12 protein-coding genes and 1 pseudogene are annotated in these 12,841 nt (G+C 63.4%); 3 read left to right on the top strand and 10 right to left on the bottom strand.

From position 1 onward, the window contains the following. Window positions 1-74: 74 nt before the first annotated feature. The 8 genes and pseudogenes from G6N38_RS19790 to G6N38_RS19755 form a co-directional block, all read right to left on the bottom strand. Complete coding sequence (locus G6N38_RS19790; protein ID WP_163752129.1) at window positions 75-1,754, bottom strand: acyl-CoA synthetase; 1,680 nt, start codon at window positions 1,752-1,754, stop codon at window positions 75-77. A 147-nt stretch (window positions 1,755-1,901) separates the two neighbouring features. Next, window positions 1,902-2,966 carry an NAD(P)H-dependent amine dehydrogenase family protein gene (locus G6N38_RS19785; RefSeq protein WP_163749752.1) on the bottom strand — a complete coding sequence of 355 codons (1,065 nt, stop codon included), beginning with the start codon at window positions 2,964-2,966 and terminating at the stop codon, window positions 1,902-1,904. A 47-nt stretch (window positions 2,967-3,013) separates the two neighbouring features. After that, window positions 3,014-4,237 carry a cytochrome P450 gene (locus tag G6N38_RS19780; RefSeq protein ID WP_163749751.1) on the bottom strand — a complete coding sequence of 408 codons (1,224 nt, stop codon included), beginning with the start codon at window positions 4,235-4,237 and terminating at the stop codon, window positions 3,014-3,016. Between the two features lie 11 nt (window positions 4,238-4,248). Beyond that, the gene (locus tag G6N38_RS19775; protein ID WP_163749750.1) at window positions 4,249-4,773 is read right to left on the bottom strand and encodes a nuclear transport factor 2 family protein; all 525 of its coding nucleotides are present in this window, start codon (window positions 4,771-4,773) and stop codon (window positions 4,249-4,251) included. Window positions 4,774-4,811: 38 nt separating this feature from the next. Further along, on the bottom strand, window positions 4,812-5,864 hold the full coding sequence (locus G6N38_RS19770; RefSeq protein WP_163749749.1) for an NAD(P)H-dependent amine dehydrogenase family protein: 1,053 nt from the start codon (window positions 5,862-5,864) through the stop codon (window positions 4,812-4,814). A gap of 425 nt (window positions 5,865-6,289) precedes the next feature. Further along, complete coding sequence (locus tag G6N38_RS19765) at window positions 6,290-6,529, bottom strand: hypothetical protein (protein ID WP_163749748.1); 240 nt, start codon at window positions 6,527-6,529, stop codon at window positions 6,290-6,292. Window positions 6,530-6,878: 349 nt separating this feature from the next. Next, window positions 6,879-7,070 (bottom strand): ferredoxin, encoded by a 192-nt coding sequence (locus tag G6N38_RS19760; RefSeq protein ID WP_163749747.1) that lies wholly within the window; start codon window positions 7,068-7,070, stop codon window positions 6,879-6,881. A 56-nt stretch (window positions 7,071-7,126) separates the two neighbouring features. Continuing rightward, window positions 7,127-7,261, bottom strand: a pseudogene (locus G6N38_RS19755) (SDR family oxidoreductase); the annotation flags it as partial. A gap of 248 nt (window positions 7,262-7,509) precedes the next feature. Between G6N38_RS19755 and G6N38_RS19750 the strand changes: the two are divergent. Then, window positions 7,510-7,737: a hypothetical protein gene (locus G6N38_RS19750; RefSeq protein ID WP_163749745.1), complete on the top strand. Its 228-nt coding sequence runs from the start codon at window positions 7,510-7,512 to the stop codon at window positions 7,735-7,737. A gap of 118 nt (window positions 7,738-7,855) precedes the next feature. Here the strand turns inward: G6N38_RS19750 and G6N38_RS19745 are convergent, their stop codons facing one another. Continuing rightward, window positions 7,856-8,755 carry an alpha/beta fold hydrolase gene (locus G6N38_RS19745; protein ID WP_407662770.1) on the bottom strand — a complete coding sequence of 300 codons (900 nt, stop codon included), beginning with the start codon at window positions 8,753-8,755 and terminating at the stop codon, window positions 7,856-7,858. A gap of 168 nt (window positions 8,756-8,923) precedes the next feature. Continuing rightward, window positions 8,924-10,522 carry an FAD-dependent oxidoreductase gene (locus tag G6N38_RS19740; RefSeq protein ID WP_163749744.1) on the bottom strand — a complete coding sequence of 533 codons (1,599 nt, stop codon included), beginning with the start codon at window positions 10,520-10,522 and terminating at the stop codon, window positions 8,924-8,926. 520 nt (window positions 10,523-11,042) lie between these two features. Here G6N38_RS19740 and G6N38_RS19735 point away from each other — a divergent pair. Then, entirely contained in the window at window positions 11,043-11,651 is a 609-nt protein-coding gene (locus G6N38_RS19735) for a TetR/AcrR family transcriptional regulator (protein WP_163749743.1), read from the top strand. Continuing rightward, the gene (locus G6N38_RS19730; RefSeq protein ID WP_163749742.1) at window positions 11,648-12,802 is read left to right on the top strand and encodes a cytochrome P450; all 1,155 of its coding nucleotides are present in this window, start codon (window positions 11,648-11,650) and stop codon (window positions 12,800-12,802) included. The genes G6N38_RS19735 and G6N38_RS19730 overlap by 4 nt, the downstream gene beginning before the upstream one ends. The last annotated feature ends 39 nt before the right edge of the window (window positions 12,803-12,841 follow it).

The raw sequence follows: 12,841 nt of genomic DNA, 5'->3' as shown, positions 1-12,841 counted from the left end.
TGGGGACAACGGCCCCATGCCGCTGGCACCACACCCAGCCGTCGCGCATCGCGCACCTGCCCCGTGTCGTCGAGTCAGGCCCGACCAGGCGATGCCGCCTGGGCGACCTGTTCGCTCGCCCATCGATAGTCGGCCTTGCCCGAGGGGGAACGCTGGATCCGCGGGACGAACAGGACGGCTCGCGGCAGCTTGTAGCGCGCCAGATGCCGGTCGCATTCCTCCAGGAGGTCCTCGGGCGTCGCGTCGTCGCCCGCGTGCAGCTCGACCACTGCGACGGGCTCGCTCCCCCATCGCTGCGACGGTCGTCCGACCACGACGACGTCACGGACCGCTCGATGGGCCGCGACTGCGCGCTCAACCTCTTCGACAAAGATCTTCTCTCCGCCGGAGTTGATCGTGACGCTCTCCCGGCCGAGGAGCCGGATCCGGCCGTCTGGCAAGACGTCGGCACGGTCGCCGGGGACGGACCACCGCTCGCCCGCGACGATCGGGAAAGTCCGCTCGGTCTTCTCGGGGTCGCCGAGGTAGCCGAGGGGCACGTACTGGCGCCGCGCCAGCCACCCGCCGACCTCGCCAGGCGCCAGGACGCGCGTCAGGCTGTCATCGAGAACGGCGGTGTCGCCCAGCGGCGTGAACGTGCCCGCGTCGGCCTCGGCTCCCTTGAACGACGCCGACGACATCTGGTTACCGGACTCGGACGCGCCGGCGTTGTCGAGGAGCACGATGTGCGGCAGCGCTTCGAGGATCCGTGTGCGGACACCGGGCGTCAGGGGCGCGCTGCCGTTGACGATGACCACCAGGGCCGAGAGATCATACGGCGTGCCCGCCCGGGTCGCGCGTTCGATTTCCTCCACCAGCGGCAGCGCGACAGCATCGCCCACGACGGGGATCGCCTGCACGCCATAGCATTCGGCCGCCTCCAGCGTCTGGGTCGGGTTGAAGCTCCTGACGTCGGCGGGCAGTACGACGCAGCCACCGCCGGCGAAGACGGTGAACGACGACCACTGCGCGGCGCCGTGCATGTAGGGCAGCATGTTCAACAGGACCGGCGATTCCTTGCCCTCGGCAGCTCGTCGCGCGATCGCCTCGTACGTCGGGAGCGGCTCGACAGCTCCCTGGGGCAGGCCGCCCATCGAGCTGACGAAGATGTCGTGCTGGCGCCACATGACGCCCTTCGGCATGCCGGTCGTCCCACCTGTGTAGATGAGGTAGAGATCGTCCGCGTCCGGCGTCGGCATGCCCTGCTGGGGCCTCGCGGTCTGCACGACCGCCTCGTAGTCCACCGCTCCCGGGAGCAACGCGTTTCCGCTGTCGTCCTGCACCTGGATCAGTAGTTGGAGCTCGGGTAGCAGGTGTCGCACGGCGGCGACCTGCGGCGCGAACTCGGCGTGATAGATCAGCGCCCGGGTGCCGGCGTCCTTCAGGAGGTAGGCGAGCTCGTCAGCCACGTATCGGTAGTTGACGTTGAACGGCCCGATCCGGGCCCGGTAGCTGGCGACCATCGACTCGACGTACTCGTTACCGTTGCGCAGGTAGATGCCGAGGTGGTCCTGTCCAGACTCGTAGCGCTCGAGCTCGCCCCTCTCGCGACGGCACCCGAGTCCTTGGCCTACCAGATAGTGCGCGAGTCCGTCCATGCGTCGATCGAGCTCGCCATAGGTGAAGTGGCGATCCCCCCAGATGATGGCGTCTCGCTCGGGAACGGTAGCGGCGACCGTTGCGAAGACGGTGGCGAGGTTGAACTGCGTCTGCATCTGGTGGAGACCTCCGGAGAACCCGTGTGACAGGAACGATGACCGCTCGTTGACGCTGCGCGGCGTCACGATCGGCGCGTGAAGCGGCGGCCAAGCGTGGCGGACACACGTGCCCGCCGTCGCCTGGCCGCTCGCATCACCAGCCTTTCAGCCCTGCAGCAGCTTCCGGTGCGCGCGACCAGCGACCATAGGTAGATCGACAGACGTGCGGATGCCCGGTTCTGCCGCGCAGACGTAGGGAATCGCGTTGACGACGTGCGCCGCCGTGGCAAAGATGCCGGGGTTCCGCGTCATCGCCTGTTCCATGTCCACCGGGTGCCATGAGGTGATCGCAAGAACGGTGTCGGGAAGGCCCCGCACCTCGATGTCGAACCGCTCGCCCAGCTCCCCGAAGTTCCAGTCCGGGTCCATGTGCTCCTCGCCCATGAGCCACGTGACGCCGACCCGGGCAGCGTGATGATCCCCGACATAGGCATCCCAGTAGAACTTCTCGCCGGCCACAAGACCGGGTGCGATGATGCCGATCGGAGTGTCGATCTCCTGCGTTGCGACAGCCACATCCAGCGTCCGCTCGATCCGTAGCGACTCACGAGGCAGGCCCAACGTGTCGGTGATCATCATCAACGACTGCCGGTAGCCGGCATCCATGAGGTCCATCATGGGACCGTTCTTCGCCACTTCAGGAGTAGCACCGAAGAGCATGATGTCGCGAACAACATCGACGGAGGCATAGCCACGAATGTCCGAGATCTCCTCACCGCGGACGAACGTGACTCCCGATGTCATCGCCGACAAGATGAGAGGAAGCACCTCGGTGATGGCGCCCGGGTCCATACCGGTTCCGTGCAGACTCACCCCGGATTCGATACAGATCGGCTCCATGATGTCCATCTCGGTCTGGTCGGGGTAGAACCAACCGAGAGGGGTCACGACGTTCTTGCCGGACTTCAGGAGAGCGATCACTTCCTTGCGCCGCGGGACCAGGGGCGAGTACATGACTGCATCCGCTTCCATCGCGACGATCTCGTCGATTGAATTCGTGGCAAGAACGCCGATCGGCTCGCGTCCGATCAGCTCACCGACGTCTTTGCCGACCTTGGCATCGGAGTGCACGTAGCAACCGACGAGTTCCAGGTCGGCGTGCTCGATGATGCATTCGAGCGAGGCGCTTCCGATTGATCCGGTCGCCCACTGGATGACTTTCAAAGTCATGGGGGTTCAAGTCTCCTTAAAGTTTGCTGGGATGGGGTTGGACAAGGTCAATAACGGACGTTCCAGTGCTTGATCCCGTTGACCCACGGAGCCTTGACCCGCAGCGGCTCAGACACCTGCGTTATGTCGGGCAGCACATCGGCGATGGCGTTGAACATGATGTCGATCTCGAGGCGAGCGAGCGACGCACCGACGCAGAAGTGAGCACCTGTTCCGCCGAAGCCCAGGTGCGGATTCGGGTCTCTGGTGATGTCGAACTTGAACGGATCGGCAAAGACGTCATCGTCGAAGTTGGCCGAGCTGTAGAACAAGCCCAGCCTCTGCCCTGCCTTGATCTCCGTCCCATTGAGGACGGTGTCCCTGGTGGCGGCCCGCTGAAACGCACTGACGGGGGTGCCCCAACGCACGATCTCGTCGGCGGCCGTTGTCGGCCTGGTCTTCTTGAAGAGCTCCCACTGCTGAGGGTGGTCGACGAACGCCTTCATCCCGTGGGTGATCGCGTTGCGGGTCGTCTCGTTCCCCGCGATAACCAGGAGCATGACGAAGAAGGCGAACTCGTCGGACTCCAACCCCTTCCCCTCGACATCGGCCGTCACGAGTTGCGTGACGATGTCGTTGAGCGGTGCATTGCGCCGGTCCTCGGCCATCTGCCAGGCGTATGCGACCAGCTCCGCTGAGGCAACCCTCGGGTCGGCGTCGAACTCCTCATCGTCCCAGATCAAGCACTGGTTGGACCACTCGAAGAGCTTGAAGCGATCCTCTTGCGGCACACCGAGGAGCTCTGCGATCGCCTGCAGAGGCAACTCGCGGGCCACCTGATCGACGAAGTCACCCTCGCCAGCAGCCTTCGCCTCCTCCACGATCGCGTGCGCTCGGGTGGTCAAGGCTTCGCGCAGGGCGTTGATCGACTTCGGGGTGAATCCGCGGGAGATGATGCGGCGGTGAGCCGGGTGCTTGGGCGCATCCATGTTGACCAGCAGGGCCCGCGTCGAGTCGATGTCTTCTAGAGTCGACCCCTCGGGGTAGCGGATGATCGCGGTCTTCAACTCCGATGAGAAGAGCCCGGAGTCGCGCGAGACCGCACGCACGTCGGCGTGCTTGGACACCACCCAGTAGCCACCGTCGCCAAAGCCGCTCGCGGCGTCGGATTGTTCGCACCACCAGACGGGGGCGGATCGGCGCAACTGTGCGAACTCCTCCGTGGGGACGCGTTCGCCCCACAGCTCCGGATCCGTGAAGTCGATGTTGAAGTCGATCTCGTGTGTCGTCATGTGATCGGCCCTCAAGCCCGGAGTTTGCTGGGCGTCGCCAGGTGCGCCCAGGCGGCCGGCAGGTGAGCCGACATGTCCGGGTTCTTCGGCGGCACGTTGGCGTCGGAAGGCGGAGTCCACTTGCCCTGTTTGACGATCAGACCGAGGTCGCCCATGTTGAGCAGCTGCAGCTCATAAGCGAACAGGCCGTCGCCGGCGTAGTAGAGGACGGAGATGCCCGGCGTGAGGATCTCCTCACCCTGGTCGTTGGTCCCGAAGATCTGGTCCCACTGGCTGACGACCCGGTTCCCCTCGAACATCGTCCAGTTCTCGCGACTCCACATGCCGCCCTGCGTCAGGCCCTTCATGGAGTCGACGATGTACTGGCGGATGGCTTCGCGACCTTCGAATCGGCCCCACGCAGGGTCGATCGTCACGCCGTCCTCCGTGTAGAAGTCGGCGAGTGTTCCCCACTCACGCTTAAGAGCCTCGGCCTCGTCGCGCGCCGCCACGAAGGCGGCGTAGGCCTCTCGTGCTTCGCCCTCGATGCTATCCATTTGAAGTCCTTTCGATTTGGTGTTCTTCGCGGCGCGGATCAATCAACTGCCAGGCCCCGGGCCGTGATCAGCGGCAGCTCGTAGACCTTGCGAATGCCTGCTGGGGCCGCGCAGACAAGGGGAATCGCGTTCACCCCAGCGGAGGCGACAACCACCATTCCGCGGTCCATCGAATGCTTCGGGCGACACACTCCGTCGACCTTGGGCTTCGGGAAGGACAGGGTGGCTTGAACCGACGGCTCGCCTTCGACCTCCATCAGGTAGCCACCCAGGTGGAAGGACGGCGTGATGTTGGTTCCCATGCTGTAAGCGATGTGCTGGCGGACGACGCTGCGACCGTTGCGCATGCCGTGATACGTCGATCGCTGGCCGGCTACCGTCCCCTTGGGGATCGACATGAAGGAGAGCTCGATGTCCTCGTTCGCGATCGCGAACTCAGTCTCGAAGCGAACCTCGTCGATCTCGATGCCGAGTGCCTCGGCTGTCATCTCCATGGCCTCACGGATCTCGGTCGTCTCGAACTCCTGAGCGCTCGTGTCATGGTGGACGGACCCGAGGGGTTGACCCCACCCCAAGCTCTCCCAGGTGTCCTTGGACGCGTACCTCGTGACGTCGACACCCTCGCTGATGTCGATCGAGTAGATGCGGTCGCACATCCCCGCGGCGAGAATGGCCACGGCGTTGGTCGTGCCTGGGTTGAGGCCGGTCCCGTAGATGGAACTGTTTCCGGCCTTACAAGCCTGCTCCAGGCGATTAGTCGAGTCTTCGCCGATGTAGGCGCCTGTGATGAAGCGCGCCGTACCCACGACATTGATGCCGGCCTCAAGGAAGCGGCAGATCAGATCCAAGTCCCTGACGATGGGGCTGTAGTGGATGCAGTCGGGCTTCAAGGCGATGAGGGCGTCCACATCGTTGGTGGCGATGACTCCGGTGGGCGTGTCGAGCCCAGCCAGCTCCGCCGCGTCCTTCCCGACCTTGTGCTCACTGTGGGCGTGCACTCCGACGAGCTCGAGCTCGGGGTGCTCGACGATGTTACGTACCGCCACCGAGCCGACGTTTCCCGTAGCCCACTGAACGACTCTGAGAGCCATGACACTCCTTCTGCCGCGGCGGTTCACAACCTGCGAACGCGCTGTGCGTGTGACACTACGCACGAATTTAGGCAAGTGTCCAGAAAATCTCGATATTTCTTCGTCTGCCTAAACTTGTCACATGTCTGCTTCCCCTCGCTCCACGCCGCAGCAGAGGTACTCGTACCGACCGGACCAATATGTGGGCGTCCAAGTCTCTCGGCCCTCGCCAGACTGGCCCACCGACCAATGGCGGCGCTGATCGTCGCGGTCTCCTGCAGCTACCGCGCCGATTTGACCACCCCCACTGTTAGACAATGGTTCTGGTCGCGAAAGGGCGGCGTTTCGACCATCGCGCGCCATCCCATTCGCGGGGGTTCTGTGCGTCTGATTTGCTGCGGGCTCGTCCGGCGGTCGTCTGCTTCGACCGCGCGAGACCTTCCCTGTCATTGCACCTCCAACACGCTGTCATAGAAGCTGCCGTGCTCCAGCGGCGGCTCATCGCCATCGCCGAGTTCGTCAAGCTGGTCGGGTTCGCCATCGAGGTCATCGGCAAATCCGCCGGAAGCTTCAGCGTCAAGGCCACGCAGCCCGGATTGGCGATCCAAGGCTGTTGTCAACGAATGCTTTTCAGAGGTTGATGGCGAGGTGAGATCAGTGGTGAGGGTCGACTGTTCGAGCGCCACTGCCCCCTGCGCCGTTCGGCCGTCGAGTTTTCCGACGCTCAGTTTTCGGCGCTCCAGAACCTTCGTGCGTTAGCACTGTGTGAACGGAATTTCTTGAAAGGATTCAGGTTTAGGCTCCCACGGCAACGCGGTCGCTGCAGAGCGGAGCGACAACCGTCAACACTTCCCGCGTGGCGCACGGTCAAGCGGGCTTCCGTCGGGATCGGTTCCAACTTCGAATTCGAAGTCGTCCCGGACACCGGCCACATGCTGAATTTGCAGCGCGATGCGCCGGAAGTATCTGAGGCGCTGAATAATTGGCTCGATAGGCTCGACCGGGCCTAGCCGGTGGGGCGGGAGCGTCCCACCCTCAGTCCTCGACGGCGATGGCTTGCCGGGGACACATCCGGGCGGCTTGAACGGCAAGCTGCTCATCACCCGCGGGAACCGACGATTGCAATACGGTCAGCCGGTCAGAGTCGTCAAGCCGAAACATGTCAGCCGCGATACCCTCACACACTCCGTTGGCTTCACACAGCTGGTGATCGACGCTGATCCGCACCACATTCTCCTCTCCGCAATGATTTTCATTCCGACCGTTCGGCGCTCGCCGCGCGATCACCCGCTCCAGGGCACATTCTTGATGTACCCCCCGGCATCCACTCGCAGCTGGGTGCCGGTGATGTAGCCGGCATCGTCGCTGGCGAGGAACACCACCGCGTTGGAAACGTCTTGCGGTTCGATGCACGGCACCACCGCGCCGACGTTTCCCGTCGACCACTGAACGACTCTACGAGCCATGCCACTCCTTCTGCCGCAGCGGTTCACCGCACGCCAACGCGCTGCGTGTGACACTACGCACGAATTTAGGCAACTGTCCAGAAAATTACAATATTTCTTCGACTGCCCAAACTTGTTGCGTATTTGCTTCTCCCCGCTCCACGCCTCAGCAGAGGTGCTCGTACTGACCAGGCCGTTGGCCCGCAAGACCGCATCCAAGGGTGGCGGCCACGTTCGTCGTGGACTGCCTGACCCGCGACCCCTACATCCTCAGCAAGAACCACGGGTCGAGCTGGCCGTCGATCTGTTCGGTGTCAGCGATGGGCGTGGGGTGCGCGAATCTGGTTGTACTCGTAAGCATCGTCGGCCGCGGCATAGACGGGACCAGACCCACGTTGTTCACCATCGCCTCACCCGCGTCCGAGCGCCCGCCGACACCAGACTCATAACCAGTCGTGCGGCGGCAGCAAGTGAAGAACTCGGCACCGGACCGCCGGACGTCTCCAGGGGTTCCCGGTGGCTGACCTCTCCGGTGGGCGCGCAATGCGGAGGCTTGCTCGCCGCTTATTAGGTGATCGACCACATCTCCAGCAGAGTCCGCAGTGCCGTGATCAGTTGTAGTGGCTGATCCAGCATGGGGTAGTGGCCCGCCTCGGGAAGTTCGATAAAGGGCCCGCGCAGCTGCATCGCTGACCGGATCTTTCCCGCCGCATCGAGCGGTACGCACCCGTCCCCGCACCGTAAATAGGCGACCCGACAGGGCATTTCGGCAGAAATGCGCTCCATGAGTTCTTGATCAGCTTCGCGATCGCCGAACAGAGGCGTCGTGCACACCGCGCGATCGACTTTCCAGTCCCAGCCAGAGATCGTCCGGCGTACAGATGTGGCCGCGATGTGTCGGCCGATGTAGGGCAGCACGGTCTTTTGCTCGCGTACAGATTCGGCCTGCGCCAGGAAATCTTCTCGCCCTTGAAACGTCGCCGTGCGTGGAGAGTGACGTCGCAGGTGCGAAGCCTTGGGAGTGTGGGCTCGCAACGGTGAGTCGATCGCGGCAATTGCATCGACACCTTCTCGATACTGCTGGGCAGCGCGTGTCGCGACCCAGCCACCCATGCCGTGCCCGACTATGGTCGGCAAGCCTGACGTGCCGAATTGCGCTGCGGCCATGACCTCACGCGCCCAGGTACGTAGGGCGTATCTGTCACGGAATTCACTGTCGCCGTGTCCACTGAGATCCGGTGCGATAACTCGATGGGAATCCGCGAAAAACGGAGCGATGTGTTCCCACCAGCCCCCATGCGCGCCAGCACCGTGAACAAAGACTAGCGGGGGCTGATCTGTGCAGCCCCAAGCACGGACATGGATCCTGCGCCCGTCGACCTCAATGTCGGTGAGTTCGGCCTTGTGATTCAACGCTGACTCGAACCATGTTGGCAGGGAGAACACTTCCTGTGATTGGCTCAGCAAAGGGAACCTCCAATTACGTGGCGCTGTGCCGCCGGCGTACCCACATCCGTTGGCTTGTCCGACGATCGCCCGGGAGGATCATTGGAAGCCCCCTTTATGCGAGATCGCCTAGAGCTTGAATCTGACATCGCGCGGGCCAGAAGCGGATCGCAGATGCACAGCGTCGCTCTAGGATTTTCTTGCCGCAGCGACCATCTCGTCGACGGCGACAAACTTCACCCGCGGTCTCGACGCCTGCCTGCCCCGATCGCGTTCGGCGGTGTCGATCGTGCGCCAGTCCTGCCATCCCAGGGGACCTGCTGCACGATCGGCCAGCAGCGCATCGAGATCCGCCCGCTCGGGCAGCCTGCGTTGAATCACGTTGGCGTCGAAGTCCTCCCACACACGCGCGACGGTCTGCTCGGCGCACGTGCGGTTGGTGCCAATCACGCCGCGAGGGCCGCGCTTGATCCACCCGGTGACGTAGGTCCCCGGTACGCCTCCGATCACCCGGCCACGATCGTTGGGCACGGTGCCACTGGCGTCGTCGAACGGGACATCCGCGATCGCGGAGCCTCGGTAGCCCGTGGAGCGCAAGACCATCGACGCTTCGATGAGCTCCGCAGCTGCGTCAGGCATACCAGGGCTGACCCGCACTCCCTCGACGTGGCTGTCGCCGACGATCTCGGTGGGCGTCGCGTGAAACCGAAAGACGATCCGCTTATTCCCCGGAGTCGCAGGGCGTTGGGCGTAGTCACGAGCAACCTCCAGCTTGACAATAGTCTCGACGTCATCGTCCGGCTCGGGCTCCAGATCATCGCTGGCCACAATGATGTCGACATCCGGCAACGCGCCCAGAGCGAGGAACTCGCCGATCGAGAAGGCGGCATGGCGCGGTCCGCGCCGAGCCAAGACCACGACCTCGCGGATATTGCTGTTTTCCAAGGCATTCAGCGCATGCTCGGCGATATCGGTGTCGGCCAAGGTTTCCATCGAGGCCAACAGAACCCGGGCCACGTCGAGTGCGACGTTGCCGTTGCCGATGATGACGGCGCGCTCGCCGGAGAGGTCGTACGCCCAGTCCACGTGATCGGGGTGGCCGTTGTACCAGCCGACGAACTCGGACGCGGCATGATGGCCGGGCAGCTCCTCACCCGGAATCCCGAGCGATCGGCTGCGCGAGGCGCCCACGGCGTAGATGACAGCGTGGTGATGGGCCAGCAAGTCGACATGGGTGAGATAGCGACCGACCTCGACGTTGAAGTAGCAACGAAGTCGCTCGTTGGTGAACGCGCGCTCGAACAGTTTGGTGATCGACTTGGTGTGCTGATGGTCGGGTGCCACCCCGGCGCGAACGAGGCCAAACGGGGTGGGCAGCCGGTCGATCAGGCTGACTTCGACGCCATCGACGCCGAGCAGTTGGTCGACCGCGTAGCAGCCGGCCGGGCCGGCGCCGACGACAGCGACTCGCAGCGCACCCGGGCTGACGCGGCCATGCTCAGCGGGTGGGGCCGAGTGGTCCGGTTCGAGCGGGTGCTGCTCGAAATAGCGCGCATTGATGTCGCGGAAGAACTCCAGGCCTGCGGGGACGTCGTCTTCGTAATACACCGCTCCCACAGGGCACTCCTCCTGGCAGGCACCGCAATCGATGCAGGAGTTCGGGTCGATGTAGAGCATCTCGGTGCCGGTGAAGGATCCCGCGCCGCCGACGGGGCGGATGCAGTCGACGGGGCACACCGGAACGCAGCTGGCGTCCTTGCAGCAGTTCTGCGTGATCACGTAGGCCACGTCTCGCTCCTCGCTCAATTGCTGGACACGTGTCCAGTTTACAGCGGTGACGCTGCATGGCGCAAGTCGTATCTAAACTGCATATGGGAGAGCTATTTTGACGATCACAATCCCTGGCAAGTCGATCTGGGCGGGTGTCATCGGCCATCTTTCACGGCACTGTTCTGGACGGGTGTCCATTTCATGGATCAACACCGACGCCGGGTGAATGCAACCGGTAGCTGGAAAAGGGGTCGGCTCGGGAGCCAGAAATCCCCTGCGGCCCAACGAAGAAGGTCATCGAACGACAGAGCTCGGCGCGGACGGCTGCGTGCGATTTCACTCGTGTACGGCATGCCGCATCGGACCCGAGATGATTTGCACCCACCTGTACACCCGTCCGGATTAGTCGACTACACGCCGCAACGCCCGTCGATGAGCCTTGGCCGACGCGGTTTCCTCAGAGAACGAAAAAGCTTAGAAGCCAATTAGATCCGCCCTCCATCTTGCTCCTTCACCCATCACTCGTTATTCTGGACACATGGCCGGAGTAACGGTCTCAATGACAAAAGTCCAGCCCATCCACAGGCGAAGAAACACGCGGTCCGAGCACAGTGTTCGAAAGCTGCTCGATGCTGCCGCAGCTGCGCTCCTGGACACTCCGTACAGCGAACTAACCATCCGCGGCGTGGCTGCGAGTTCAGCCGTATCGCCAACCACCGCGTACACCTCTTTCCCGTCCAAGGATGCCCTGATCGCCGAGGTTTACCTACGGATACTGCGGGATGCCCCCACATTCGTCGATATCAACGACAACGCCGAGTCACCGATTCGAGCACAACTACGTGAGCTAATGCTGCTGGTCGCCGGCCGGCCGTGTCTCGTCCACGCGTGCACGACCGCGTTGATGGGTGAGGACGAGGTGGTCAACAAGATCCGCACGCAGATCGCGGCCGAAGTTGGCAGCCGAATCAAAGCAGCACTCGGGCCAGGGAGTTCGACCAAGTTGGCGACGACGCTGCACATGCTCTTCTCCGGCGCGATGGTGCAGGCACCCTTCTCGGTTGGTGGCTATAGTGCCGAGGCGGACCACCTCGATCGGGCGGTGCAGCGGGTCGTGAATTCGTCAGTAGTTTCGGGTACGCGTTGAACCCGATTAGCGTTCCGCGTGTTTCTGGTGGCGAGGAAGAGCACGGCCACCTGGAGGAGTTCCGCACCGATCCGATCGGCCTGATGAAGCGCATTCGCGAGGAGTGCGGTGACCTCGGCTGGTTCCAGCTCGCCGACAAGCAGGTCATCCTGCTGACCGGCACGGAGGCCAACGAGTTCTTCTTCCGCTCCCCCGACGCCGACCTCAACCAGGCCGAGGCCTACCCATTCATGACGCCGATTTTCGGTGAGGGGGTGGTGTTCGACGCCGACCCCGAGCGTCGCGCCGAGATGCTGCACAACACCGCGCTGCGCGGCGAGCAGATGAAGGGCCACGCCGCCACCATCGAGGGCGAAGTCCGCAAGATGATCGAGAACTGGGGCGACAGGGTCAACTTGGTGGCGTTGGTTCAAGAGGTCATGAACGGGCGCATCGCCAACCCGCCGACCGATAAGACCGACCGTGACCTGCTCGACGTGCTGGTCTCCATCAAGGACGAAGAGGGCAACCCTCGCTTCTCGGCCAACGAGGTCACCGGCATGTTCATCTCGCTGATGTTCGCCGGCCACCACACCAGCTCGGGCACCTCGTCGTGGACGCTCATCGAACTGCTGCGCCACCCGGACTACTATGCCCAGGTCCAGCAGGAACTCGACGACCTGTACTCCGACGGTCAGGAGGTGAGTTTCCATGCGCTGCGCCAGATTCCGAAGATCGACAACGCCCTCAAGGAGACTCTGCGGCTGCACCCACCGCTGATCATCCTGATGAGGGTGGCCCAGGACGAGTTCGAAGTGCAGGGCTATCCGATCCACAAGGGTCAGATGGTCGCCGCCTCACCGGCGATCTCCAACCGCATCCCCGAGGACTTCCCCGATCCGGACTCCTTCGACCCGGACCGCTACGAGAAGCCCCGGCAAGAGGACATCGTCAACCGCTGGACGTGGATTCCGTTCGGCGCCGGCAGGCACCGCTGCGTCGGGGCGGCGTTCGCCCAGATGCAGATCAAGGCGATCTTCTCGGTTCTGTTGCGCGAGTACGAGTTCGAGATGGCACAGCCGCCCGAGAGCTACCACAACGACCACTCCAAGATGGTCGTCCAACTCGCCCAACAAGCCCGCGTCCGCTACTACAAGCGACAAGGATCTTAAATCTTGTGATACCTCGCATCGAAGAGGATCGTGACTCTG

Source organism: Mycolicibacterium helvum, from assembly GCF_010731895.1.
GTDB lineage: Bacteria > Actinomycetota > Actinomycetes > Mycobacteriales > Mycobacteriaceae > Mycobacterium > Mycobacterium helvum.
Note: the sequence above shows the minus strand (reverse complement) of the source record. Positions and strands in the feature narration are given on the sequence as shown.

What these genes read in the sequence shown, in the direction of transcription:
- G6N38_RS19790 (WP_163752129.1), bottom strand. Translation starts at nt 1,754, where the DNA reads ATGCAGACGCAGTTCAACCTCGCCACCGTCTTCGCAACGGTCGCCGCT.
- G6N38_RS19785 (WP_163749752.1), bottom strand. Translation starts at nt 2,966, where the DNA reads ATGACTTTGAAAGTCATCCAGTGGGCGACCGGATCAATCGGAAGCGCC.
- G6N38_RS19780 (WP_163749751.1), bottom strand. Translation starts at nt 4,237, where the DNA reads ATGACGACACACGAGATCGACTTCAACATCGACTTCACGGATCCGGAG.
- G6N38_RS19775 (WP_163749750.1), bottom strand. Translation starts at nt 4,773, where the DNA reads ATGGATAGCATCGAGGGCGAAGCACGAGAGGCCTACGCCGCCTTCGTG.
- G6N38_RS19770 (WP_163749749.1), bottom strand. Translation starts at nt 5,864, where the DNA reads ATGGCTCTCAGAGTCGTTCAGTGGGCTACGGGAAACGTCGGCTCGGTG.
- G6N38_RS19735 (WP_163749743.1), top strand. Translation starts at nt 11,043, where the DNA reads ATGGCCGGAGTAACGGTCTCAATGACAAAAGTCCAGCCCATCCACAGG.